The organism is Streptomyces sp. CA-294286, assembly GCF_050947155.1.
GTDB lineage: Bacteria > Actinomycetota > Actinomycetes > Streptomycetales > Streptomycetaceae > Streptomyces.
The window spans coordinates 959,466-984,048 of sequence record NZ_CP192004.1; the positions used below are offsets into that span (position 1 = coordinate 959,466).

The following is a 24,583-nucleotide window of genomic DNA, read 5'->3' on the forward strand; positions in this document are numbered from 1 at the left end:
CGCGGGCCCTGCCGTCGCTCCCGACGGATGCCGCGGTCTCCGGGCGGAAACGACGGACGGCGGGCCCTGGGGCGTCGGTGCGTCAGTCCGTGGACAACGCCTCCAGCAGCTCCCCGACCTGCGGATCGGGCAGGGAACGGGCCACGTCCGCCTGGGCGACCATGCCGACCAGGTCGTGGCCGTCGATCACCGGCAGCCGACGCACCTTGTGCGCGGTCATCGTGCGCAGGATCTCCTGGGCGTCGTCGTCCGCGCCGATGGTCACCGCTTCGCCCTGCGCCAGCTCACCGGCCGGGCAGGTGGCGGGGTCCTTCCCCGCGGCCAGGACCTTCACGACGATGTCGCGGTCGGTGAGCATGCCCTTGAGCTTGTTGTCGGTTCCGCAGATCGGCAGGGCCCCCACGCCCAGATCCTTCATCTTGCGGGCGGCGTCGAGCACGGTCTCGTCCGCTCCGACACATTCGGTGTTGCCGGTCATGATGTCGCGCGCCTTCGTCATCGGGACATTCCCCATTTCTGTGCCACCGTCGCCCGCGGAGGCCCTCCGCGACGGGTGTGTTCGCTGAACATGACGTGACACTCGTTCCCCGGCGACCGCGATGCATAACTCATGACAATTCGCCCTGCTGTGGGTGAGGGTGTCGGCCCCTTGGGGGCGGGTGCCGATTCCGCAGGGGGAGCATCCGGGCCGACCGCCGCGGGGGTCGTACGGGCCGGTCGTACGGGCCGGTCGTGCGTGTCGCACGGGCACGGCCGCCTGCGCCCCCCTGGCGAGGTGCTCGCGGTGCACGAGGTGCGTGCCGCAGCCCGCCGCCGGCCGCGCCCGGACACGCCGGCCGCGTGGACATACCGGGCACGGCTTCCTGTGCGCAGGGCCGCGCCACGGGGCAGGATGAGATCGGAGGCGGAAGGGGCCGGCACGACGTCCACCGCCGGCCCGCACCTGTCGAGGCGAAGGAGTCGCATCCGAGATGACCGTGCACGAGGGCGGGCCGTCGGCCCGGAACCTGGAGGACGGACAGCTTCTGAAGGAACTGGAGGCCATCCACCGCACGCGGCACGAAACCCTGCTGCACGCGTCGGACGACGCCCTGTCGACGCATACGGAACGGATGAACGAGCTGGAACGCGAGTACGTACGCCGTCACCCGCAGCGCGCCCAGAGCTCGTCCCGCACCCGCGCCGGCGCCCGCGCCCGTACCGGCGAGAACGACTGACGGACGGAGCCGCGCCCCTCCGCGCGGTCTCAGGCATTCCCGCTCCGGAAGAGACCGCACCCGGCACGACCGATGCCCGCTGCCACCGCGCCCCGAGCGCGGTGGCAGCGGGCATCGCGCGTGCCCGGGGGCGCTCGGGGCCGTGCGCGCGTGGGCGCGTGTGCCAGGAGGCCCGGCCCGGCGCGGTCACCCGTATGCCCCGTCCCGTCGAGCCGTCCGTGCACGGATGACAGAGGCTGATCGGGAACTCGGCGGTCCTGAGCGCACTCGACGACCGGAGGCCGGCGCCGCGGCGCGCCGTCCCCCGTACGGAGGAGATTCGGATGACCACAGCTTCGCCAGGGAAGTGGGAGCACGCCGTCGTCACCGGCGGCGGCGGTTTCGTCGGTTCGCATCTGTGCGCCGCCCTGCTGGCTGAAGGAACGGCCGTGACCTGCGTGGACGACTTCAGCACGGGACGCCGGGAGAACCTGGCGCCGCTGCTGGACCGTCCCGGCTTCCAGCTCGTACGGGCGAACGTGGCCGAGGAGTTCACCGTCGAGCGCCGACCCGATCTCGTCCTGCACTTCGCCTCGCCGGCGTCGCCGACCGACTACCTGCGGCTGCCCCTGCACACCCTGGACACCGGCAGTCTCGGCACGCGCAACGCCCTGAACCTGGCGCACCGCTCCGACGCCCGCTTCGTGCTCGCCTCGACGTCGGAGGTGTACGGGGACCCGCAGCAGAACCCGCAGAACGAGCGGTACTGGGGACACGTCAACCCGGTCGGACCGCGCAGCGTGTACGACGAGGCGAAGCGCTTCGGCGAGGCCCTGACCACCGCCCACGCCGACGCGAAAGGCACCGACACCGCCATCGTGCGGCTGTTCAACACCTACGGCCCGCGGATGCGCGGACACGACGGCAGGGCGGTGCCCACCTTCGTCCGGCAGGCGCTGGACGGGGAGCCCCTGACCGTCACCGGCGACGGGAACCAGACCCGCTCGCTGTGCTACGTCGACGACACCGTGCGCGGCATCCTCGCGGCAGCCGCTCACGAGATGCGCGGCCCCGTCAACATCGGAAACCCCACCGAGATCACGATGCTCGAACTGGCGCGCCTGGTCATCGAACTCACCGGGTCCCGCTCGGAGATCCGCTTCATCGCCCGGCCGACGGACGACCCGGCCGTCCGCTGCCCCGACATCACCCTGGCGCGCGACAAGCTCGGCTGGGAACCGGAAGTGGCGGCCCGGGAGGGCCTGGGGCGGACCATCGACTGGTTCCGCGCCACAGCGGAACGCTGATCGGCCGCGCGGCGCACACGTGGCGCCGCGCTCCGCCGGCCGTCGGTGCGTTCACCCCTGCCGATCGGCGGAGTGCTCCTCCCACCCCTCGGTGGCGCGTCGACCGCGCCGCTCGCCGCGCGAGAACCACCGCGCGGACTCCATTCGGTCATGTCCGTGCCGCGGTCGCGCGACCGCGCAGGACCGTACACCGGCACGTGCCACGAACCCTCGACAGAATCTCGGACACCCCATGCGCGTCCTAGGAATCAACGCCCTCTTCCACGACCCCGCCGCCGCCCTCGTGATCGACGGCCGAACGGTTGCCGCCGCCGAGGAGGAACGGTTCTCCCGGCGCAAGCACGGGAAACGGCCGCTGCCGTTCTCGGCCTGGGAACTGCCCGAGCAGGCCGCCGCCTGGTGCCTGCGCAGAGCCGGCCTGCGGCCCCAGGACCTCGACGCGGTCGCCTACTCCTACGATCCCGCCCTGGCCAGGCCCGCCGACGCCATGGGACTCGACGACCCCTGGGACCACCTGCGCCAGACGTACGCCAGGGAGGCGCCGAACTTCCTCAGGACCGCCCTGCCGGGACTGGACCCCGGGATCGTCCGGTTCGTACCGCACCACATGGCCCACGCGGCGTCGAGCGCCTTCGCCGTGCCGGACGCGGAGGACTCCTCGGTACTGGTGCTGGACGGCCGCGGCGAGCGGGCCTCGCACCTCGCCGCACGACGCGTGCGCGACAAGCTCGAACCGCTGTACTCCCAGGACCTGCCGCACTCCCTCGGCCTGGTCTACGAAGAACTCACGCAGCACCTCGGGTTCCTGCGCTCCTCCGACGAGTTCAAGGTGATGGCCCTCGCCTCCCACGGCACCCCGCGGATGCTGCCCGAACTGCGCCGGCACGTGTACCCGACCGGCGACGGGGGCTTTCGGGCCACCGCCGTGCCGTGGCACGAGCTGTGCCCGCCGCGCGGCGCCGACGAACCGTGGACGCAGGAGCACGCGGACGTGGCCGCCAGCACCCAGGCGGTCCTTGAGGAGACCCTGCTGGACCTGGCGCGCTGGCTGCACGGCAAGACGCACGACAGCGTGCTCACGCTCGCCGGCGGCGTCGCCCTGAACTGCGTCGCCAACACCCGGATCGCCCGGGAGGGCCCCTTCGACCGGGTGTGGGTGCAGCCCGCGGCGGGTGACGCCGGCACGGCACTGGGCAGCGCGCTGCTGCTCACCGCGGACGGGGGCGTCCGGCCGGAGCCGATGACCGGCGCCGACCTGGGCCGCGACTGGTCGGACGCCGAACTGGGGGCCCTGCTGAAGACGGCCGCCGTCACCTTCGAGCGCCCCGCGGACATCGCCGCGACCGTGGCGCGGGCGCTGGCGGACAACCGGATCGTCGCCTGGTTCCAGGGCCGGTCCGAATACGGCCCCCGGGCACTCGGCCACCGCTCGCTCATGGCGCACCCCGGGCACGCGGGCAACCTGGAACGGCTCAACGACGTCAAGGGCCGCGAGCAGTTCCGTCCCGTCGCCCCGATGGTGCTCGCCGACCGCGCTCCGGAGATTTTCGACGGCCCGATGCCCAGCCCGTACATGCTGTTCGTGCACGACGTGGCCCCGGCATGGCGGGACCGTATCCCGGCGGTCGTCCACGTCGACGGGACGGCCCGCATCCAGACCGTGGACCCGGCGCACGAACCCCTGGTGGCCCGCATGCTCGGCGAGTTCGAGGAGCTCACCGGCCTGCCGGTCGTCGTCAACACGAGCCTGAACACGGCGGGCCGCCCGATGGTGGACGACCCGCGCGACGCGCTGGAGTGCTTCGGCTCCTCTCCCGTCGACCTGCTGGCCATCGGCCCGTACGCCATCCGCCGCCAGGACCTCTACCGGTCCTCCGAGGGCGGCGGTGCCTGATGTCCACACGCCCGAAGCGGACCGGCGGCACCGGCCGGGCCGCAGACCCGTACGCGGTGGTCGTGCCCACCCTGGGACGGCCCAGTCTGCGGGTGACGCTGCACGCGCTGGCCGAGGCCGCCGGACCGAAGCCGGACCGGCTGATCCTCGTCGACGACCGGCCGGGACCGCACGGCGGGCCACCGCTGGAGGACCACGTCCCGCCGTCCCTGTCCTCCGTCACCACCGTGGTGGGCGGCCGGGCCGCAGGTCCCGCCGCGGCCCGCAACACCGGATGGCGGGCGGCCGGTGACGTGCCGTGGATCGTCTTCCTGGACGACGACGTCGTCCCGGGGCCCGCTTGGGGCGACGAGCTCGCCGCCGACCTCCGCGCGGCGAGGCCGCGCGACGCGGCGGTCACCGCCCGCATCGACGTGCCCCTGCCCGAGGACCGCAGGCCCACCGACTGGGAACGCAACACCGCCGGCCTCGCCACCGCCCGGTGGATCACCGCCGACATGGCCTACCGGCGCGAGGCGCTGGAGGCCGTCGGAGGCTTCGACGAGCGGTTCCGCCGCGCGTTTCGGGAAGACGCCGACCTCGCGCTGCGCGTACTCGCCGCCGGCTGGACGGTGGCCGCGGGAAGACGCTCCACCGCCCATCCGGTGCGCCCGGCCGACCGCTGGATCTCGCTGCGCCTCCAGGCGGGCAACGCGGACGACGTGCTCATGACGCGGCTGCACGGGCCCCACTGGTGGACCCGCGCCGCCGCGCCCCGCGGACGGCTGCCCCGCCACCTTGCCGTGACCGCGGCGGCGGCCGGGACGCTCGCCTGCACGCTCCTGCGCAGGCCCGGGGCGGCCTCCGCCTTCGCCGCGCTCTGGCTGGCCGGCACCACCGAATTCGCACTCGCCCGGATCCTGCCGGGGCCCCGGCACCGCGACGAAGTGACCACCATGGCGTTGACCAGCGTCCTCATTCCGCCTGCCGCCGTCTGGCACTGGCTGCGGGGACAGCTGGCCCACCGGGAGGCGCAGCCGCTCCAGGTGCGCGGAGCCGGACCCGGCCGCAGCCCGGGGCCGCCGGTCCTGCGGGCCCCCGAGGAACGGGTGCGCCGATGAACGGGACCCCCGCAACAGGCCGGCGAGAGGGCTTTCACACCGGAGGCGACGGCCCCTGGCTGCTCGACGGCCCCCGCGGCACGGCACCGGCCCCGGGAGCCGGGGCGAAGCCGCACGGCGACCGGGAACTCCCGGCGGCGGTCCTCTTCGACCGCGACGGCACCCTCGTGGAGGACGTGCCCTACAACGGCGACCCGGCACTGGTGGAACTCACGCCCACCGCGCGGGACGCCGTCGACGCCGTACGCGCGGCGGGCGTCCCCTTCGGCGTCGTGAGCAACCAGTCGGGAGTCGCCCGTGGCCTGCTGACCGCGGCCCAGGTCGACGCGGTACGGCGGCGCGTGGAGGAACTGCTGGGCCCCTTCGGCGTCTGGGCCGTCTGCCCGCACGGACCCGGCGACGGCTGCGCCTGCCGCAAACCGGCGCCCGGACTGGTGCTCGCCGCGTGCGCGCGCCTCGGCGTGCCCCCCGCACGCACGGTCGTCATCGGTGACATCGGCGCCGACGTTCTCGCCGCCCGCGCCGCCGGCGCCCGTGGCGTACTGGTGCCCACCGCGGTCACCCGCGCCGAGGAGACCGAGGACGCGGACGCCGTGGCTCCGAACCTCCTCGCCGCCGTCCACCTGGCCCTCGACCCACCGCGGACGCCCCGCACGGCGACGCCCGCCCGCCCGCCGGGAACGGAGGCGCGGCGATGACCGGCGCCCCCCGCCCTCCGCGCACCCTGGTCGTACGCCTCGACAGTGCGGGCGACGTGCTGCTGGCCGGGCCCGCCGTCCGTGCCGTGGCGGCCGGCTCCTCGTACACCGCGCTGCTCTGCGGACCCCAGGGCGCCGACGCGGGGGCACTCCTGCCCGGCGTCGACGACGTCCTGGTGTACGACGCCCCGTGGGTCGGACTGGACCCGGCGCGGGTCACGCGGGAAGCGACGCGACAGGTGCTCGACACGGTGCGGGCCGGCCGCTTCGACCGCGCCCTGATCCTCGTCTCCTACCACCAGAGCCCGCTGCCGGTGGCGTTGCTCCTGAAACTGGCGGGCGTCGCCTGGACGGCCGCCGACAGCGAGGACTACCCCGGCTCCCTCCTGGACCTGCGCCACCACCGGCTGCCGCACCGCCACGAGGCTTCGGCGGCCCTGGACCTCGCCCGCGCCTGCGGCTTCCCGCTGCCGCCCGGCGACGACAGGGCGCTGCGCGTGGCGACACCGCCCGACACCACCGCACTGACCGGTGGCGAACCCTACGTCGTGCTCCATCCGGGGGCCGCCGTGCCCGCCCGCGCCTGGAGTCCCGACCGGGCGCGCCGCGCCGCGGCGGCCCTCGCCGCCGCCGGGCACCGGGTCGTGGTCACCGGCGGGCCCGCGGAGCGCGAGCTGACCGCGCGGGTCGCGGCGGGGCACGCCCTCGACCTCGGCGGAACCACCGGTCTGCGGCAACTGGCGGGCGTACTCGCCGGGGCGCGGGTCGCGGTGGTCGGCAACACCGGGCCCGCGCACCTCGCCGCCGCCGTCGGAACACCCGTCGCCAGCCTGTTCGCGCCGGTCGTGCCGGCCGAGCGCTGGGGCCCGTACGGCGTACCCCACGTCCTGCTCGGCGACCAGCGCGAGGGGTGCGCGGACAGCAGGGCGCGGAACTGCCCGCTGCCCGGCCACCCCTGCCTCGACGGCGTCGGCGACGCCGAGGTGCTCGCCGCCGTGGCGATGCTCGCCGACGGCACCACCAGCCCCCGGACGCACCCGCGTCCGAACGCGTCGCCGTCCCCGCCGACGGCGTCCCTGTCCCACCCGCCGACCGGAACGGGCCGTCCGCCCGGCACGGAACGAGGAGCGAGCGTATGAACATCCTGCTGTGGCACGTGCACGGTTCCTGGACGACCTCGTTCGTGCAGGGGCCGCACACCTACCTCGTCCCCGTGACACCGGACCGCGGACCCGACGGCCTCGGTCGCGCGCGCACGTTCGCCTGGCCCGACCCGGTCCGCGAGGTCACGCCCGGTGAACTGCGCGACGCGGACGTGGACCTGGTCCTCCTCCAGCGTCCGCACGAAGCGGAACTGGCCGCACGCTGGCTGGGCGGACGGCGTCCGGGACGGGACCTTCCCGCGGTGTACCTGGAGCACAACACCCCGGACGGAGACGTGCCGCGCACCCGCCACCCGTGCGCCGACCGCGATGACCTGACGCTCGTGCACGTCACGCACTTCAACCGGCTCTTCTGGGACAACGGCACCACCCGCACCGAGGTGATCGAGCACGGCATCGTCGACCCGGGCCACCAGTACACCGGCCACCTCGCCCGGGCCGCCGTCGTCGTCAACGAGCCGGTGCGCCGCGGCCGTCACACCGGCACCGACCTCCTTCCCGCGCTGAGCGAGGCGGCGCCCCTCGACGTCTTCGGGATGCGGACCGAGGGCCTCGCCGCGCACCTGGGCGTCCCCGAGGACCGCTGTCGCACCGCCGACCTCCCGCAGAGCGAACTGCACGCGGCACTCGCACAGCGACGCCTGTACCTGCACCCGGTGCGCTGGACGTCCCTGGGTCTCTCGCTGCTGGAGGCCATGCACCTGGGCATGCCGGTCGTGGCCCTCGCCACCACCGAGGCCGTCGAGGCCGTCACACCCGGCACGGGCACACTCTCCACCCGCCCCGAGGTGCTCGCCCGCGCGGTCCGGCACTACCTGCGGGAGCCGGAGGCCGCGGCCGAGGACGGCGCGCGCGCCCGCCAGGCCGCTCTCGAACGGTACGGACTCAAACGCTTCCTCGACGACTGGGAGCGTGTGCTGACGGAGGCGACCTCATGACCTCGACCCTCGACCCGGCGGCTCTCGACGCGGAGCCCCGCGATCCCGGAGCGCTCTCCATCGCCCTCGTCTCGGAACACGCCAGTCCGCTCGCCACCCTGGGCGGCGTCGACGCGGGCGGCCAGAACGTGCACGTCGCCTGCCTCGCCGGCGCGCTCGCCGACCGCGGCCACCGGGTGACCGTCTACACCCGCCGTGACTCTCCCGGTCCGCCCGTACGCGTTCCCCTGTGTGCGGGAGTGGACGTGCACCACGTGCCCGCGGGCCCGCACGCCCAGATCCCCAAGGACGAACTGCTGCCCCACATGCCGGAGTTCGGCCGCTACCTGGCGCGCACCTGGAGCGGTGCGCTGCCCGACGTGGTGCACTCGCACTTCTGGATGTCCGGTCTGGCCGCGCTGCGCGCCACCCGCGAACTCGGCCTTCCCCTGCTGCACACGTATCACGCGCTCGGCACTGTCAAGAGGCGACACCAGCAACGCGCCGACCCCAGCCCGCCCCAGCGGATCGCACTGGAGACGGAACTGGGGCACGGCTGCGACCGGATCATCGCCACCTGCCGGGACGAGGTCGCGGAACTGGGCAGGATGGGCATTCCCGCCGCCAAGGCGGGCGTCGTGCCGTGCGGCGTCGACACGGAACTGTTCACCCCCCGCGGACCGGCCGCCCCGCGCGGCACCCACCGGCACCAGGTGCTCCAACTGGGCCGCCTCGTGCCGCGCAAGGGCGCGGCGGTCTCCATCGCCGCGCTGGCCCGGCTGCCCGAGACGGAACTGCTCGTGGTCGGCGGCCCGCCCGCCGACCGGCTGGACGAGGACCCCGAGGTCCGCAGACTGCGCGCACTCGCCCGGAAGGCGGGCGTCGCCGACCGGGTGCGCTTCGCCGGGGGCGTCCCGAGCGCCCAGGTGCCCGCGCTCATGCGCGCGGCCGACGTCGTGCTGTGCCCCGCGGAGTACGAACCGTTCGGCATCGTGCCGCTGGAGGCGATGGCGTGCGGCAGACCGGTCGTCGCCAGCGCCGTCGGCGGGCAGCTCGACACCGTGGCGGACCCGGTGACGGGCCGCCTGGTGGAGCCGGGGAACCCCGAGGCCCTGGCCCGCGCCGTCCTCGAACTGCTCGGCGACCGGGCGCTGCGCGAGGCGTGCGGCGCGGCCGGCCGGCGCAGGGTCCTGCGCCGCTACGGCTGGGGGCAGGTGGCGGCGGCCACCGAGGCGGCCTACTGCGAAGTCCTGGACGCCCTGCCCCGCGTGACGGGGGTCGGCGCGGTGTGAGGCACGTACCGGACGGTCCGGCCGGGCGGCCGTACCGAACCGTCCGTCCGGTGCGGCACCCACCGAACCACCGGCCGGGTGAGAACCGCCGGCCGGGTGAGGCACGCACCTGACAGCCCGGTGCGCAGGCCCGTACCGAACCCACCGCCGCCGACCGATCGTCAAGCACCGACACCCGAAGGAGGTGCGGGCCCGCCGCCCCCGAGGCGCGGTACGCCCGATCCGTATGAGCGAATCCCCTGCACTCGACGCCGCGCAACTGCACTGCCGGTCCCTGGAGCGAGCGCTCGGCCTGCTGTGCCGTGACGGCCTCGGCCGGATCGCGGACTGGGGCGGCCGGCTCGCCGCCGCACTGCCCGCCGGAAGCCGGCTGCTGGCGGCGGGCAACGGCGGCAGCGCCGCCCAGGCACAGCACCTGACCGCCGAACTGGTGGGCCGCTACCAGCGGGAACGGCCGGCCTACTCGGCCATCTCCCTGCACGCGGAGACCTCCAGCATGACCGCCATCGGCAACGACTACGGCTTCGACCACGTGTTCGCCCGGCAGGTCTCCGCCCACGGCAGGCCCGGCGACGTCCTGCTCCTGCTGTCCACGTCCGGCCGCAGCGCCAACCTGATCGCGGCCGCGCTGGCGGGCCGGGCCGCCGGACTGCACGTCTGGGCACTCACCGGCCCCGGCCCCAACCCGCTGGGCGAAGCCGCCGAGGAAGCGCTCTGCGTCGAGGGCGACACCACGGCGACCGTGCAGGAGACCCACCTCGTCGCCGTCCACCTGTTGTGCGAAGCCTTCGACGCGGTGCTCGCCGCACCGCCCGGGGCCGCCGCGGGCCGCCGCACCGCGCCCCACGAGAGGGTCCCCGTCGACGCGGACGCCGTCTCCGTCAACGGAAGTCTCCGGTGAGCGGCCCGAAGCCGCTGGTCGTCGTCGGTGACGTCCTGCTCGACGAGGACGTCGAAGGCACCGCCACCCGGCTCTCCCCGGACGCCCCCGCCCCCGTGGTGGACGTCACCGGCGACCGGCGGCGCCCCGGCGGCGCGGGGCTCGCCGCCGCGCTGGCCGCACGCGACGGCCGCGAGGTGACCCTGGTGACCGCACTGGGCGACGACCCCGCGAGCGACGCCGTACGCCGCGCGCTCAGCGGCCGGGTGCGGCTGGTGGAGCTGCCGCTGGAGGGCAGCCTGCCGGTGAAGACGCGCGTCCTCGCCTCGGGCCGCCCCCTGGTGCGCGTCGACCGGGGCGGCGGCACACCGGGCGAGCCCGACGCCGCCGTACGGGACGCGCTGACCGGGGCGCACGCCGTCCTCGTCGCGGACTACGGGCGACGGACCGCCGACGCCGTGCGGGAGGACCTGGCCGCCCTCGCCCCCCGCGTCCCGCTGGTGTGGGACCCGCACCCCAAGGGCGACGCCCCCGTGGCGGGCGCGCGGCTGGTCACCCCGAACGCGGCCGAGACCCGCGCCCTGTGCCCCGACGGGAGCGACGCACAGGACTGCGGCGTCACGCTGCGCGCGTACGCCAGGCGAGGCGCGGAACTCGCGGAGCGCTGGCAGGCGGCGGGGGTCGCCGTGACGCTGGGCGAGCGCGGCGTCCTCCTGACCAGCCCCGGCTGCGGTACGCCGATGCTCGTGCCGCCGCCCTACCGCGCGACCGGCGACCCGTGCGGCGCCGGTGACTGCTTCGCGGCCGTCACGGCCGCCGCGCTGGCCGACGGGGCACTCCCCGAGGAGGCCCTCCAGCGCGCCGTCGCGGAGGCCGCCGCCTTCGTCTCCGCGGGCGGAGCCGGCAACCACGACCTGTGGCGGACCACGCCCGCTCACCGCGAGGTCCCCGACACGTCCTCCACCGACGCGTTCGCCCTCGCCGCGCGGGTGCGGGCGCGCGGCGGCACGGTCGTGGCCACCGGCGGCTGCTTCGACCTCCTGCACGCCGGCCACGTCGGCCTGCTGGAGAGCGCCCGGCGCATCGGCGACTGCCTGATCGTCTGCCTCAACTCCGACGCATCGCTCACCCGCCGCAAGGGCCCCGGACGCCCGCTCAACAGGGAAGCCGACCGCGTCCGCGTCCTTGAGGCGCTCGGCAGCGTCGACGCCGTGGCCGTCTTCGCCCAGGACACCCCGCAGGAACTGCTCACCAGGCTGCGGCCGGACGTATGGGTCAAGGGCGGCGACTACAGCGTCCAGGACCTGCCCGAGGCGCGGACCCTGCGCGCATGGGGCGGCCAGGCCGTCGTCCTGCCCTATCTGGACGGCCGCTCCACCACCCAGCTGGCCCGCCGGGCCGCCGCAGCCGTCGCACGGACCGGGCCGACCGCCCCCTGAGCCGAGAGGCACCGAACGCACGTGAACGAAGAAGGCACCCGGCTCCCGCCGGCGGACACCGCGGCACCGGACCGCCTTCGGGCGCTGGTACTGCGGGCACTGGGGCTGGGGGACCTGCTCGCCGTCGTACCGGCGCTGCGCGCCCTGCGCCGGCAGCTGCCGGCCCACGAGATCGTGCTGGCCGCTCCGGAGCGGCTGGCCGGGCCCGCCATGGCCACCGGTCTGGTGGACCGCCTGCTGCCCACCTCGGCCGCCGGCCGCGCGGTACCCGCCCACCTCGCCTGGACGGGACCCGCCCCCGACATCGCCGTCGACCTGCACGGCAACGGGCCACCGAGCCACCTGCTGCTCCAGCGGCTGCGTCCCGGGCGGCTGCTGGCCTACGCGCATCCCGGGACACCCGGCATCGCGGGACCCGCGTGGCGGGACGACGAGCACGAGCGGGACCGGTGGTGCCGGCTGCTGTCCTGGTACGGCATCGAGGCGGACCCCGCGGACGTGCGGATCCCGCCGCCCGACGGCGCCTCACCGGCGCCCGGCGCGGTCGTCGTCCATCCCGGTGCCGACGCCGGCGCCCGCCGCTGGCCGCCGGAGCGGTTCGCCGCCGTGGCAGCGGAACTCACCGCCCGTGGCCACCGGGTGGTGGTGACCGCAGGCGCCGGGGAGGACGCGCTCGCACGGTTCGTGGCGGCGCGGGCGGGGCTGTCGGCGGACGCCGTACTGGGAGGGGCGCAGGACGTGCCCTTCGACGTGCTGTCGGCGCTCGTGGCGCACGCCCGCTGCGTCCTCGTCGGGGACACCGGGCTCGCCCACCTGGCGACGGCGCTCGGCACCCCGTCGGTCGTGCTGTTCGGCCCGGTGTCGCCCCGGCTGTGGGGGCCGGTGGCGGACGCGCGCCACCGGGCGCTGTGGCACCCCGAAGGCGACGACGGCCGTACCCGGCCCGGCGACGCCCACGGGCGGCAGCCCGACGAGCGGTTGCTGCGCATCACGACGGACGAGGTCCTGGACGCGGTGGGGGCGGTAGCGGGCCTTCCCCACCCGCAGACCCTGTCCGGGACCCCGCCGGGGCCCGCACCGGCTCGGGCACCCCTCCCCGGCGCGCGGCCGTAGGCCCAGGGCGGGCGGGTTCGGGCGCCGGTGCCGTCCGGCTGTCCGCCGGACGCCGGGAGGGGTCGTCGCCGCACCGCCGCGTTCAGGCGGCCGTCTCCAGCACCGGCGCTGCCGGGACCCGCGCCTCCTTGCGCAGCACTACGGGCACGGCGGCCCCGTACCTGCGCAGCAGGAAGCCCGCACCGATCGATCCGGCCACGATCAGCCCACCGCCCACCAGGGCGCCCCGGGCTCCGGCCAGTTCCGTCAGGAGCCCGAGTGCGGGCGGGCCGCCGAGGCCCCAGGCGGTACTGATGCTTCCCCACACGCCCAGCACGCGGCCCCGCAGATGGACCGGCGGATCGGTCTGCAGGACGGTGGTCCCCGCCGTGTCGGAGACGGACTCGACGACGGCCATCGGCAGGACGAGCACCAGCAGCACGGCGAGCGAGGGGGAGAAGCCCGCGACCGCCTGCAACAGGGCGCCCGCGGCGGCCAGGGTGCCCACCAGCCGCACGGACGGCCGTCGCAGCCGGGCGCCGAGGACCGCACCGATGATGCCTCCGACGGCGAGGACGGTGGACACCGTGCCGAACGCCCCGGCGCCCCCGGCGAGCGGTCCCGTGACCAGCACCGCCAGCGTGAGCTGGTAGTTCCGCCCGAAGACCGCGCTGACACCGGTGATACCGGCGAGGGCCACGAGCCGGGGCCGCTTCATGAAGTACGCCAGCCCCTGCCGGACGGTCATGTCCGCGCCGACCGGCGCGGGTCCGCGCGGCGCGGGAACGGCCCGCGCCGGGGCGGCCTGCTCGGGGGCGGTCCGCTCGGGCACGGCCTGGCGCAGCGCCCCGTACGCGGGACGGAGGAAGGGGATGACCGCGGCGACGAAGAGGAACGACACCCCGTTGGCGGCGTAGGCCGCGGCCGTGCCGAGGAAGCCGACGGTGACACCGCCGAGCGCCGCACCGGCCAGGCGCCCCGCGCTGTGCACCAACGAGCCGACGCCGATGGCGGACGGAACGTCCTGCGGCGGCACGAGGTCGTTGCCCAGCAGGGCGCACGCGGGCCCGTCGACCGTGGCGATGATGCCGGTGACGGCCGCCAGCACCATCAGGACGGTCAGGTCGAGCCCGCCCGTCGCCACCAGGGCGGTCGTCGTGAAGGCGACGGCGCCGAGCAGGGCCTGGCTGACGGAGGCGGTGAGCTTGCGCGGCCAGCGGTCGACGGCGGCGCCGCCGACGAGGCTCATCAGCAGCGCCGGGGCCGCCTGTACGGACATGGAGAGGCCGGTGGCGGTGGCCGAACCCGTGATCTGCAGGACCAGCAGGTTCTGCACGGTGAGCTGCATCCAGGTGCCGGCGTTCGACACGAAGTTGGCGACGGACCACCAGCGCATGCTGCGGTAACGCAACGAGCGCCACGGTGACTGCGAGCCGCCCGCCGACGACGCGGCAGCGGGCGGTCCGGGGAGCGGCGGTGCGACTACGGGCGGTTCGCACACGTCGTCGGGCGCGGAGGAAGCGGCGGAAGGGAACGGCGCCGTCGGGGCAGGGGAGGGCGCGGCGGAGGGGGGCACGGAAGACACAGGGGCACTCGAAGATTCGCGGACGAGCCCGGGGACTCGGGCAGGGGGGCGGCGGGAGCTGCTCGGGGCACCGGTTGCACCGCGCCGTCACTCCACCGGATCTGTCAGGGGCGCCGTGCTGCGGGAAGGTCGTCGTCAAGGCGTGCGGAAAGACGCGTGGACGCTGCGGAGCCCCTGCGGAGTACGGCGTCGACCATGGTGGCAGACGCAATCGCCGTACCTCGGACGGTTGTGCCCCGGCCGCCGCCGTAAGGACGCGGACGCCTTGTCCCCCATGGCCTCGGCCCGTGTGGTGGGCTTGCTCACACCGCTCGGCGCCCGCGCCCCAAGGCCGGTCCCTTCGCGAGGACCCGGACTGCGCCGCGGCCCTCCGCCAAGGTCCGTCCCCGAGGTGCCGGACCGCCTCGCCGCCGTCACAGTGGGAAGCGGAACGGTTGCGCAGCGCATCGTTCCTCGACCGGCAACGGAGGGCACAGGCATGGGTTTCGGCGCAGCGCAGCTCGATCTCGACGGAAAGCACGCACTGGTCACCGGAGCGGCCCGCGGTCTCGGAGCCTCGATCGCGAGGAAGCTGGCGGAGGCCGGAGCGAGCGTCCTGGTCGCCGACGTCCGCGAGGAGCAGGCCCGGGAGCTGTGCGAGAAGCTCACCGGCGAAGGGCTCGAAGCCCGCTTCGTGGCCATGGACGTGCGGGACGCCGAGGGCGTCGCCGCCGCTTTCAGAAGCCTGGAAGAGGCGGGCCGAACGCCCGACGTCCTCGTCAACAACGCCGCCGTGGACGTCTCCAAGCCGATCGAGCACCTGACGGCCGACGAGGTGAGGCGGGTCGTCGAGACCAACCTGCTCGGGCCGATGTACCTGTGCCTGGAGACCTACCGGCGCATGATCGCCCGCGGGGGCGGCCACATTGTGAACATCCTGTCCACCGCGGCCAACCGCACCTGGACCGAGGCGGGACCCTACGCGGCGGGCAAATCGGGCCTGCGCGCGTTCACGCACACGCTCTTCAAGGAGGCCCAGCGCGACTGCGTGGGGATCGGCGTCACCGGGATCATCGCGGGGGGCATGGAGACGCCGTTCATCATGGAACGCTTCCCGGACGCCGACGTGAGCCTGCTGCAGAGCCCCGACCTCGTGGCCGACACGGTGCTGTACGCGCTGTCCGTGCCGGCCGGAAGCGTCGTGGGCGAACTCGTCGTCGTGCCGCGCCGGGAGCCGTCCTGGCCGTGACAGGCCGCTCGCCCGAAGCCGCCGTGCGCCCACCGCCCCCTGAAGCTCCGCCCGCCCGGCGCCGCCGTGCGTCGCAGACCGCCGTACGCCGCAGGCCGTCCGCGCCCCGTACGTCCTGCGGGGCCCGAGCCTGCACGACCGCGCCCGGAAGGGCGACGCCCGAAACCGCCTCCTCGTACCCCGAACCCACGCCCCCCACTCCCACGGCGGAAGGAGAGATCCTGCCATGACGCCGACGACGTTCTTCTCGGCATCACAGCAGCCACAGCCGCCACTCCCGTGGCAGCGCGCCCTGGTGACCGCAGGCGCCGGATTCCTCGGCTCCCACCTCTGCGAACGCCTGCTGGACGCGGGCGTGGCGGTCGACTGCGTGGACGAGACGCCGTCGGCCACGGTCCGCGAGGCGCAGCACCCGGCCGACCGCCCCGGGTTCCGGCGACTGCGGCTGAACCTCGCGCGGCCGGGCCGCACCGACGTCCTCGCCGGACCGTACGACCTCGTGGTGCACTTCGGGTGCCCCGCCTCGGCCGACCTGGACCGCCCGGCGGAGACACTCGGCGCGGACAGCCTCGCCACCCGCCACGCGCTCGGCCTCGCCGAACGGGACGGCGCGCGGTTCCTGCTCGTCTCCACCTGCCTCCTCCACGGTGTTCCGCCCGGCCGGGACGGGAAACCGGACGGGGCGCTCGGCGCGGACGACAGGGCCCGGCGCGCGGCACACGCGTCGGTCACCGCGTACATGAGCGCCACGCAGGCCGACGCCGGCATCGCCCGCGTCTTTCCGGTGTACGGCCCGCGCATGGGCTCCTGGGAGGGCCTGCTGGTCTCCGGCCTGATCCGGCAGGCGCTGGGCGGCGGACCGGTGACCGTGCCCGGTGACGCCAATGACAGGCCGTCGCTGTGCTACGTCGACGACACCGTCGACGGCGTGCTCCGGGTGGCCGCCAGCCGCTCGGTGCGCCCGGTGGACATCGGCGGCGACCCCGGCCCGACCGCGCAGGAGATCGCCCGCCGGGTGCTCGACCTCACCGGCTCCGACGCCCGCCCGCACTTCACCGGGCACCGCCACGAAAGCCCCGAACCACCCCACCCCGCCACCGGCTTCGCCCACGAACTCCTCGGGTGGACGCCCAGGGTCTCCCTCGCGGACGGACTCACGCGCACCGTCGCGTACTTCCTCGACCGGGCCGCCCCGTACGGCCGGGGCAGCGGCAGCAGGACCACGCCGGGCACCGCGGGAGGTGCGCGCCATGCGTGCACCTGGTGACCGCGTGCAGAAACGGTCCCTCACGGCGCCGACGGCCGCGTACGGCGGGGGAGGAGTGCAGACCCGTGGCGCGGGAAAGGTGCTCGTCGTCTGCCTGGACGACATGAGCGGCGTCCTGCTGACCGGCCCCGCCGTCCGCGCGGTGGCGGCACGCGCCGCACACGTGACGATGCTGTGCGCACCGCGCGGCGCGCCCGCCGCCGCTCTGCTGCCCCACGTCGACGAGATCCTCGTCTGGGACGCCCCCTGGGGGAGCGGGCGTCCGCCCACCGTGCAGGAGGCGGACGTCGAGGGCCTCGTGGGGCGGATGCGCGTCGCGGCGTACGACACCGCCCTCGTCCTCACGCCCCCCGAGCGGAGCGCGCTGCCCCTCGCACTCCTGCTGCGGATGGCGCACGTCCGCCGCATCGGGGCCCACCTCACCGAGCACCCGGGCAGCCTCGTCGACGTACCCCACCGGCGGGCACCCGGACGGCACGACGTCGAAGCGGCGCTCGACGCCGCAGCGGCCCTGGGTTTCCCGCCGGGAGCGGGCGACGACGGGCGGCCCCGTGTGCTCCCGGCCCCCGACACGACCGCTCTCACCGGCAACGGGCCCTACGTCGTGCTGCACCCGGGCGCCGCGGCGCACACCCGCGCCTGGGACGCCGGGCGGGCGGCCGAAGCGGTCGTCCTGCTCGCCGACGCAGGTCACCGCGTGGTCGTCACCGGCGGCCCCCGGGAGACGGCCCTGACGCGAAGGGTCAGCGGCGACACGGCGGTCGACCTCGGCGGTCGCACGGATCTGCGGACCCTGGCGGGCGTCCTGCGGGCGGCCGACGTCGTCGTGGCGGGCGACCCCGGGCCCGCCCACCTGGCCGCCGCCTGCGCCACCCCGGTGGTCTCCGTCGGCCCTTCGCACGCGCTCGCGGAACGCCGCAGCCCCTACGGCGTACCCGCCGTCCTCCTCGGCGGTCAGGACGCCCCCGTCTCGTCCACCGGCCGGTCCCCCCGCGACGAAGTACCCCCCGACGACGTGCTGCGCGCGGTGCAGAAACTCCTGAAGGCGAGCCAGTGAGCGACCGCCGCCCCCGCACCACGGTCGCGGTGATCACCCGCAACCGCCGCGAGAGCGTACTGCGCACCCTGGACCGGCTGGCCGCCCTGCCGGAGCGGCCCCCCGTCGTCGTGGTGGACAACGGCTCCACCGATGCGACGGCCGACGCGGTACGCGCCCACCGCGTCGGCGCCCTCGTCGTCGAGGCCGGGCGCAACACCGGAGCCCTGGGCCGCAACCTCGCGGTCCGGCACGCCGGCACGCCGTACGTGGCCTTCAGCGACGACGACTCCTGGTGGGCCCCGGGCGCCCTGGACGCCGCCGCCGACCTCTTCGACGCCCATCCACGCCTCGGGCTGCTGGCCGCCCGCACCCTGGTCGGCCCCGAGACCTCCGAGGACCCGCTCAACCTCGTGCTCGCCGACTCGCCCCTGCCGCCCGCCCACGACCTCCCCGGCCGCCCCGTGCTGGGCTTCCTCGCCTGCGCGGCGGTGACCCGGCGCTCGGCCTTCCTGGAAGCGGGCGGCTACCACCGGGTGCTGTTCTTCGGCGGCGAGGAGACTCTGCTCGCCTACGACCTGGCGGCGCGGGGCTGGGGCGTGACCTACGAGCCCTCCGTAACGGCCCACCACCACCCCGACGCCTCCGACCGGCCCGGCCGCACCGTGGTGCAACGGCGCAACGCCCTCCTCACCGCCTGGCTGCGGCGACCGGTGACGGTGGCCCTGCGGGGCACCGCACACCTCGCCGCGGCGGCCGCCCGCGGGGAACGGGATGCCGCGACGGCGCTCAAAGGCGCCCTCGTCCGCCTCCCCGCAGCCCTCCGCGCCAGGGAACCGCTGCCCGCCGGGATCGAGAGCGCGGCCCGCCTGCTGGACCGGACTCCCTCCTGACCACCGCCGCCCGCCATCCGCTCCACGCCGTTGCCCACCGACGTACAGGACCAGCGCAGATGTCGAACGAAGCCGACCAGGCACCCGCCGCGCGCGCGAAGGACGAACACCGCCGCGGACCCGATTCCCGCACCACCGTCGTCGTGATCACCAAGGACCGCCGCGAGGAGCTGCTGCGCACCCTGCGCACGCTGCGGGAACTTCCCGAACGGCCGCGCGTGGTGGTCACCGACAACGCCTCGCGCGACGGCACGGCCGAGGCGGTCGCACGCCTCTTCCCGGAGGTCCAACTCCTGTGTCCTGGCGAGAACCTGGGCGCCGTCGGGCGCAATCTGGCCGTGCGTCACGTCAGGACGCCGTACGTGGCGTTCTGCGACGACGACACCTGGTGGGAACCGGGCTCCCTGTGCCGCGCCGCGGACCTCCTCGACGCGCATCCGCCCCTCGCGGCCGTGACCGCCCGCATCGTGGTCGAGCCGTCGGGCGAGGAGGACCCGGTGGTCGCCGAGCTGCGCGACTCCCCGCTGCCGGGACCGGACTGGCTGCCCGGACCCGCCCTCGGCTCGTTCCTCGCCGCCGCGACGGTGATCCGGGCCGATGCCTTCCGGGGTGCGGGCGGCTTCCATCCCGGGCTGTGGCTGGGCGGGGAGGAGGAACTCCTCGCCACCGACCTGCTGACGCAGGGCCACTGGCTCTGCTACGTACCGGAACTGACCATCCATCACGCGGCCTCGAAGGCACGTGACAGCACGCACCGCCGCGTCCTCGGCCTGCGCAACACCCTCTGGTTCACCTGGCTGCGCCGTCCCTGGCGATCCGCCCTGCGCCGCACCGGGCACCTGCTGCGCACCGTGCCGCACGACAGGCCGTCCCTGCGTGCCGTCGCGCAGGCGGTGCAGGGGCTGCCCTGGGTCCTACGCCAGCGAGCCCCTGTTCCCGCCGCGATCGAGGCCCGCCTCGTCGCCCTGGAGGAGGCACGACGTCACTCCACGGCCCGCCGCTACGTCGGCTGACCTCCCAGTCGGCAAAGCCAGCGCGGGACGATCCCCCCGGCGGCCCGGCGGCCCGGCCGCTCGGGACGACGGCGCGGACGCGTGGGCCGCTGTCGTCCCCGCCCCGCCCGCGACGCCGGGTGCGCGGCGGTGTGCGACAGGCGTGCGGCGGGAGGAGAATGGTGGCGACGAAGAGCGGCAGCCATGACCGACGGGTCGGGCGCGGCGGCGCGACGGAGACCGTGGCGCGTGCCGTCCACCCCGCAGGGGGCGCAGCCCGCCGGGTCGGTCGCGGAGACCGTCCTCGCCCGACGACAAGGGCGAGGGGCAGGGCCCTGACGCGCCGGAACCGCACCACTCGCCGTGCGGCACGCGTACCGCGGGCGCAATGTGGATGTGTCGGATGCAGAAGCCCCGGCTACCCGTCCCACGGACAAGCGTTCCGGCCGACATTCCAGGAAGGATCACTCCCGATGTCGAATCCCCAGCAACCCGAGGTGCGGCGCAGCGACAAAGGAGCAGGCACCCCGCAGGACAGCCAGGCGCGAAAGGCGGCCGAGCCCACCGGGAGCGGAGGCCGCGCACACGGCACGGACCGTGGCGAGAAGGGCGGAGGGAAGGGTGGGGGCACGCCTCCTGAGCAGCAACCCGACCACCCCGTCTGACCGCGCACGCGCACAGGCACACCATCACGTGGACACATGCACGAGGAGAACGACATGACCGTTCCCGAGGAGAACCGGCCCAAGACGACGTCCACCGACGACACCCTGGCGGCACAGGACGAGGGCGCCGCCGAGGAGCAGGACGCGGGCGCCACCGGACGCACCCTGCGCGAGGCGATGGAAGAAGCCGGACTCAGCCCGGACGACGTACGGGACGGCAGCTGACGGCAGCACCCGCCGTGCCGGACCGGGCCCTTCAGCAGTGGTTCCCCGACCGGGGCACCTCCGGCCACACTGCGGAGTCCCGGCGCGACGCGGCACGCGAGCCGGGTACGGACGCGTCGTTCGTACCCGGCACCTTCGCGGTCGCCGCGTCCCAGGTCGTCACGGACGCCGCCGCCGCTCGCGTACTCCTCCGCCGCACGGCTTCATGCGTTGCCCGCGGCCGCTCGGCACGCCTCGGTTCCCTGGGTCGGCACCGCGTGGAAGGCACTCTCGTACGCCTGCCCGCACGGCGTGCCGTCGGCGGTGACGAGCCGTGCGGTCGTCGTTGCCACAGAGCGTCCGCGGAAGCGGCCCATGAGGCGGCGAACGGTCCGTGGTTCCGGTCGTCGCCCTGACAGATAGCATGGCGAGAGCTGATGAAGCCGGGCAATCGGCTCGTTCGTACGGGCTGGCACGGCACGAGAGCGTGCTTTCGGGCAGCGGATCCGCTGCCGCGTCCCTCTGCTCACTGGATGTCGAGTGCGATGACCGAACACAGCACTGCGGCTCGTGCCGCAGACGCGACGACGAGCCGCGAGATCGTCGGTGCCCCCTGCTGGACGAGCCTTCTGACGCACGACCTGGCGGCGGCGCAGTCCTTTTACGGCGCTGTCTTCGGCTGGACGTTCCGTCCGCTGAGCCTCGGCGAGGACTTCCGTGTCGCCCTGCACGAGGGGAGGCCCGTGGCCGGCATCGGGGCGCTCGCTTCGACGCTCGGTGTCCCCGTCGCATGGACGCCCTACTTCGCGGTCGAGGACGCCGACGCGACGGCCGCCCGGATCCGGGAGCGCTGCGCCACCGTCGCCGTAGGGCCGCTGCGCTTCCCGACGGGCCGGGCCGCGCTCGCGGCGGACCGGGGCGGCGCCGTGTTCGGTATCTGGGAAGGCCGACTCGTCTCCAACTGGCACTCCTGGCGTGTCGACGCACCGGTCAGGCTGCGGTTGCTCTCACCGGACGCCTTCGACGCGGCGATCTTCTACGGGCAGGTCCTGGACTGGGCCTGCGAACGCCCCGGCTGCTGTGACGTCGACTACGAGCAGGAGGAAGTGGTGCTCAGCCAGGAAGGGAGGGTGCTCGCGCGCCTCGGATCGGGCGCGGACGATGCGGCCCTCGATCCGGCCGACCTGCCGCAGTGGGAGGTCTGTTTCACGGTCGCCGACCCGGAGACCACAGTGCGCCAGGCGCTGCTTCACGGCGGATCCCTGGTGCGTCACGGGAACCGGCTCCACCGGGCCACCACGCTCCGAGACCCGCAGGGCAGCGTCTTCTCCGTAGCGGGACGTTCGGAGCCGCGAAGCGTACAGCTGCGGTGACCTGAAACCTGCCGTCACAACCGCTGCGTAGCCGACTTCCAGACGTCCTCGGGCAGCCGGGCGGCCGGGTGGGGCGGGCAGCCGGGTGGGACGGGCCGCTGCGGCGGACACGTCCGAAGGGTCGCCTCCGCCGCTGTCGGCCGGATGCCCCGATGTCAGCCCAGGGACGCGAGCAGATCGTTGCACGCCTGCGCGCAGCGGCGGCACGCTTCGGCGCAGATACGGCAGTGCTCGTGCTGGTCGGAGTGGCTCGCGCACTCGTCGCCGCAGGCTTTGCAGGCGGCGGCGCACGCCTCAAGGACAGCGCGGGTGACGGTGGCGTCGTCACCCGTGCGGCGGGAGAGCACCGAGGCGGTCGCGGCGCAGATGTCGGCGCAGTCGGCGTCGGTCCGGATGCACTGGGCGAGTTCCGCCACCATCTCCTCCGACAGGCAGGCGTCCGCGCACGCGGTGCACGCCTGTGCGCAGGCGATGCACTCCTCGATGCAGCGGGCGAGCTTGTCGCGGTCCAAGCCGCCTACGTCGGCGGGGTGGGCGGCGAGCATGTCCTTGACCGTAGTACTCATGAGAGACCTCCAGAGTGTGGTGCACCGTCTGCAAGTGCGGGCGTCTACCGCTCCATACGCCTAGCACCGGTTGGCGGGCGCCAAACCCGCAGGGGCGCACCTGACACCGGTTGGCGGGCGCCGAACCCGCAGGGGTGCAGAGGAAAGGGAAAGGGCCCTGCCCCTGTGTCCGGCCGCCCCTGCGACGAGCGATCGGAGTCGGCAGGCCCGGTGGGCGTGCGGCCTTTCCACGCCCCCGTCCGGCACCGCGTCCGACCAGCGGCACGGCGCCTCGCAGCCCTCTTACGGGGACGCGGCCATCTCAGGAGGAGGCGTCCGGGGCCGGGCCCGGGGAACCGTGCCGGGCGGCGGCGTGGCGCGCGGCTGATGCCCGCAGGGCGTCGCGTACCGGTTTGGACGGGGCGGGGCCATGGGTGCTCGCCGTGACGCGTTCCGCGAGGTCGTGGAGGGTGACATGCGTGTGCTGAGAGACATCGACCAGGATCAGCCACGCGTCGGTCGGCGTGCACTGGTAAACAGCCATCAGCACCCCGAGGGCCATGTCGATGTTCGCGCGGGAGGCAAGCGCCCTGCGCAGGGTTTTGACCTCGTTCCGCAGCAGCGCCAACTCGGCCGGCATGCCGACGTCGGGACCGGCGGGGATGTCCGCCGTGCGGTCCGTCCCGTCCTGTGGTGGGGCGGTGAATCCCACAGAGTCCATGCGTGTCTCCCGATTCGCCCCCGCCACCAGGTTTTGCGGAACGTAGCACGGCGAGCGTGTCGAAATGCCTGTCATCCGGCAGGTTTCGCCTCATACGGTCACATCGGCAGTCCGTCCGTCGGCACCGTCCTGGAGGTCCCGGCGGAAACGGATGCGCGGGACCTTCTCGGCTTCGTCCCGCTCCCGCTCGTGCCGTGTTGGGCGGCCGGGCGCGGACCAGGCGGGCTCTTTCCGGACCTCTGCTTCAGGTGATGCCCCGAGCCCGCTGTGTGTCCCGGTAGGCGGAGGAGGCGGGGCCTTCGGACAGGACCTGCGCGCGAATGTCTTCGCAGGTGCGGGCGATGAGGCGGGAGACGTGCATCTGGGAGAGGCCGACTTCGGCGGCGATGCTGCTCTGCGACATGTCGGCGAAGAACCGCAGGTAGAGGATGTGTTTCTCCCGGGCGGGCAAGGTGCGCAGGATATGCCTGACCGCTTCGCGGTCCACCGCTCTGTCGTAACGCGGATCGGCTTGCCCGAGGGTGGTCCGCAGGCTGAAGTCGTCGTCTCCCGGCGCGAGGGCCTTTTCCAGGGACAGTGCGGCGTAGGCGTGCAGTGCCCCGGACCCTTCCCGTACTTCGTGCTCGGTGAGCCCCGTGTGGGCGGCGATGTCCGCTGTGGTGGGCTCGGTTGCGCTGCGCTCGGCGAGTTCTCGGTGCGCCACTCTCACTCGGCGGCGCAGTTCCTGGATCTTGCGGGGTACCCGGACGCTCCACGTGTGGTCGCGGAAGTGCCGCTTGATCTCGCCTGAGATCGTAGGGACGGCGAACGCCAGGAAGGGAACGCCGAGGCCGATGTCGTAGCGGGTGACCGCTTTCACCAGGCCGAGGGCGGCAACCTGGCGCAGGTCCTCCAAGCGCTCCCCGCGGTCACGGTACCTGGCCGCCAGGCGCTCGGACATCGGCAGCCACTGGCGGGTGATGTCCTCAAGGACCGCGTCGCGCGCGGACCCCGCGGGCAGTGCGGCGGCGCGGCGGAACGCGGCATCGGTGTCGGGGGTGCCGTCGTGCGGGCACACGGGGGTGGACCCGGGCGTGCAGTGGTCGATGACCGGCAT

At 74.7% G+C, this 24,583-nt stretch carries 25 protein-coding genes; 19 read left to right on the forward strand and 6 right to left on the reverse strand.

Features of this window, described 5'->3' with window-relative positions; translation table 11 throughout:
- Window positions 1-82: 82 nt before the first annotated feature.
- Window positions 83-499, reverse strand: a complete 417-nt coding sequence (locus ACQPZG_RS04185) for a CBS domain-containing protein (protein WP_433544384.1) — start codon at window positions 497-499, stop codon at window positions 83-85.
- 472 nt (window positions 500-971) lie between these two features.
- On the opposite strand from ACQPZG_RS04185, the gene ACQPZG_RS04190 reads away from it, so the two are divergent.
- From ACQPZG_RS04190 to ACQPZG_RS04240, 11 genes are all read left to right on the forward strand, one after another.
- On the forward strand, window positions 972-1,217 hold the full coding sequence (locus ACQPZG_RS04190; protein WP_433544385.1) for a DUF6158 family protein: 246 nt from the start codon (window positions 972-974) through the stop codon (window positions 1,215-1,217).
- A gap of 323 nt (window positions 1,218-1,540) precedes the next feature.
- Entirely contained in the window at window positions 1,541-2,503 is a 963-nt protein-coding gene (locus ACQPZG_RS04195) for an NAD-dependent epimerase/dehydratase family protein (RefSeq protein WP_433544386.1), read from the forward strand.
- A gap of 232 nt (window positions 2,504-2,735) precedes the next feature.
- Window positions 2,736-4,397: a carbamoyltransferase family protein gene (locus tag ACQPZG_RS04200; RefSeq protein WP_433544387.1), complete on the forward strand. Its 1,662-nt coding sequence runs from the start codon at window positions 2,736-2,738 to the stop codon at window positions 4,395-4,397.
- On the forward strand, window positions 4,397-5,497 hold the full coding sequence (locus tag ACQPZG_RS04205; RefSeq protein ID WP_433544388.1) for a glycosyltransferase family 2 protein: 1,101 nt from the start codon (window positions 4,397-4,399) through the stop codon (window positions 5,495-5,497). Before ACQPZG_RS04200 ends, ACQPZG_RS04205 begins: the two co-directional genes overlap by 1 nt.
- The gene (locus tag ACQPZG_RS04210; protein WP_433544389.1) at window positions 5,494-6,195 is read left to right on the forward strand and encodes a D-glycero-alpha-D-manno-heptose-1,7-bisphosphate 7-phosphatase; all 702 of its coding nucleotides are present in this window, start codon (window positions 5,494-5,496) and stop codon (window positions 6,193-6,195) included. Before ACQPZG_RS04205 ends, ACQPZG_RS04210 begins: the two co-directional genes overlap by 4 nt.
- Window positions 6,192-7,334, forward strand: coding sequence for a glycosyltransferase family 9 protein (locus ACQPZG_RS04215; RefSeq protein WP_433544390.1), 1,143 nt, complete (start codon window positions 6,192-6,194; stop codon window positions 7,332-7,334). The genes ACQPZG_RS04210 and ACQPZG_RS04215 overlap by 4 nt, the downstream gene beginning before the upstream one ends.
- Window positions 7,331-8,296 carry a glycosyltransferase gene (locus tag ACQPZG_RS04220; protein ID WP_433544391.1) on the forward strand — a complete coding sequence of 322 codons (966 nt, stop codon included), beginning with the start codon at window positions 7,331-7,333 and terminating at the stop codon, window positions 8,294-8,296. Before ACQPZG_RS04215 ends, ACQPZG_RS04220 begins: the two co-directional genes overlap by 4 nt.
- Window positions 8,293-9,567 carry a glycosyltransferase gene (locus tag ACQPZG_RS04225; protein ID WP_433544392.1) on the forward strand — a complete coding sequence of 425 codons (1,275 nt, stop codon included), beginning with the start codon at window positions 8,293-8,295 and terminating at the stop codon, window positions 9,565-9,567. The genes ACQPZG_RS04220 and ACQPZG_RS04225 overlap by 4 nt, the downstream gene beginning before the upstream one ends.
- A 226-nt stretch (window positions 9,568-9,793) precedes the next feature.
- Window positions 9,794-10,468: a D-sedoheptulose-7-phosphate isomerase gene (locus tag ACQPZG_RS04230; RefSeq protein WP_433544393.1), complete on the forward strand. Its 675-nt coding sequence runs from the start codon at window positions 9,794-9,796 to the stop codon at window positions 10,466-10,468.
- Entirely contained in the window at window positions 10,465-11,886 is a 1,422-nt protein-coding gene (rfaE2, locus tag ACQPZG_RS04235; protein WP_433544394.1) for a D-glycero-beta-D-manno-heptose 1-phosphate adenylyltransferase, read from the forward strand. Before ACQPZG_RS04230 ends, rfaE2 begins: the two co-directional genes overlap by 4 nt.
- Before the next feature lie 21 nt (window positions 11,887-11,907).
- Window positions 11,908-12,999 carry a glycosyltransferase family 9 protein gene (locus tag ACQPZG_RS04240; protein WP_433544395.1) on the forward strand — a complete coding sequence of 364 codons (1,092 nt, stop codon included), beginning with the start codon at window positions 11,908-11,910 and terminating at the stop codon, window positions 12,997-12,999.
- Window positions 13,000-13,081: 82 nt separating this feature from the next.
- Here ACQPZG_RS04240 and ACQPZG_RS04245 read toward each other — a convergent pair whose 3' ends face one another.
- On the reverse strand, window positions 13,082-14,479 hold the full coding sequence (locus ACQPZG_RS04245; RefSeq protein WP_433544641.1) for an MFS transporter: 1,398 nt from the start codon (window positions 14,477-14,479) through the stop codon (window positions 13,082-13,084).
- Window positions 14,480-15,041: 562 nt separating this feature from the next.
- Here ACQPZG_RS04245 and ACQPZG_RS04250 point away from each other — a divergent pair.
- The 7 genes from ACQPZG_RS04250 (at window position 15,042) to ACQPZG_RS04280 (ending at window position 20,869) form a co-directional block, all read left to right on the forward strand.
- A complete protein-coding gene (locus ACQPZG_RS04250) occupies window positions 15,042-15,791 on the forward strand; it encodes an SDR family oxidoreductase (protein ID WP_433544396.1) in 750 nt (249 codons plus the stop codon).
- Window positions 15,792-16,017: 226 nt separating this feature from the next.
- Window positions 16,018-17,058 carry an NAD-dependent epimerase/dehydratase family protein gene (locus tag ACQPZG_RS04255; protein ID WP_433544397.1) on the forward strand — a complete coding sequence of 347 codons (1,041 nt, stop codon included), beginning with the start codon at window positions 16,018-16,020 and terminating at the stop codon, window positions 17,056-17,058.
- A 103-nt stretch (window positions 17,059-17,161) separates the two neighbouring features.
- On the forward strand, window positions 17,162-18,115 hold the full coding sequence (locus ACQPZG_RS04260) for a glycosyltransferase family 9 protein (protein ID WP_433544642.1): 954 nt from the start codon (window positions 17,162-17,164) through the stop codon (window positions 18,113-18,115).
- A complete protein-coding gene (locus tag ACQPZG_RS04265) occupies window positions 18,112-18,987 on the forward strand; it encodes a glycosyltransferase family 2 protein (RefSeq protein ID WP_433544398.1) in 876 nt (291 codons plus the stop codon). Before ACQPZG_RS04260 ends, ACQPZG_RS04265 begins: the two co-directional genes overlap by 4 nt.
- A gap of 59 nt (window positions 18,988-19,046) precedes the next feature.
- Window positions 19,047-20,000, forward strand: coding sequence for a glycosyltransferase family 2 protein (locus ACQPZG_RS04270; protein ID WP_433544399.1), 954 nt, complete (start codon window positions 19,047-19,049; stop codon window positions 19,998-20,000).
- A 452-nt stretch (window positions 20,001-20,452) separates the two neighbouring features.
- Window positions 20,453-20,644, forward strand: coding sequence for a hypothetical protein (locus ACQPZG_RS04275; protein WP_433544400.1), 192 nt, complete (start codon window positions 20,453-20,455; stop codon window positions 20,642-20,644).
- Between the two features lie 54 nt (window positions 20,645-20,698).
- Window positions 20,699-20,869 carry a hypothetical protein gene (locus ACQPZG_RS04280; RefSeq protein ID WP_433544401.1) on the forward strand — a complete coding sequence of 57 codons (171 nt, stop codon included), beginning with the start codon at window positions 20,699-20,701 and terminating at the stop codon, window positions 20,867-20,869.
- A 203-nt stretch (window positions 20,870-21,072) separates the two neighbouring features.
- Here the strand turns inward: ACQPZG_RS04280 and ACQPZG_RS04285 are convergent, their stop codons facing one another.
- Entirely contained in the window at window positions 21,073-21,201 is a 129-nt protein-coding gene (locus ACQPZG_RS04285) for a hypothetical protein (RefSeq protein ID WP_433544402.1), read from the reverse strand.
- A 192-nt stretch (window positions 21,202-21,393) separates the two neighbouring features.
- Between ACQPZG_RS04285 and ACQPZG_RS04290 the strand changes: the two genes are divergently transcribed.
- Complete coding sequence (locus ACQPZG_RS04290; protein ID WP_433544403.1) at window positions 21,394-22,221, forward strand: VOC family protein; 828 nt, start codon at window positions 21,394-21,396, stop codon at window positions 22,219-22,221.
- A gap of 155 nt (window positions 22,222-22,376) precedes the next feature.
- Here the strand turns inward: ACQPZG_RS04290 and ACQPZG_RS04295 are convergent, their stop codons facing one another.
- From ACQPZG_RS04295 to ACQPZG_RS04305, 3 genes are all read right to left on the reverse strand, one after another.
- On the reverse strand, window positions 22,377-22,787 hold the full coding sequence (locus tag ACQPZG_RS04295) for a four-helix bundle copper-binding protein (RefSeq protein WP_433544404.1): 411 nt from the start codon (window positions 22,785-22,787) through the stop codon (window positions 22,377-22,379).
- A gap of 301 nt (window positions 22,788-23,088) precedes the next feature.
- Window positions 23,089-23,487, reverse strand: a complete 399-nt coding sequence (locus ACQPZG_RS04300) for an ANTAR domain-containing protein (protein WP_433544405.1) — start codon at window positions 23,485-23,487, stop codon at window positions 23,089-23,091.
- Window positions 23,488-23,731: 244 nt separating this feature from the next.
- Entirely contained in the window at window positions 23,732-24,583 is an 852-nt protein-coding gene (locus ACQPZG_RS04305; RefSeq protein WP_433544406.1) for a SigB/SigF/SigG family RNA polymerase sigma factor, read from the reverse strand.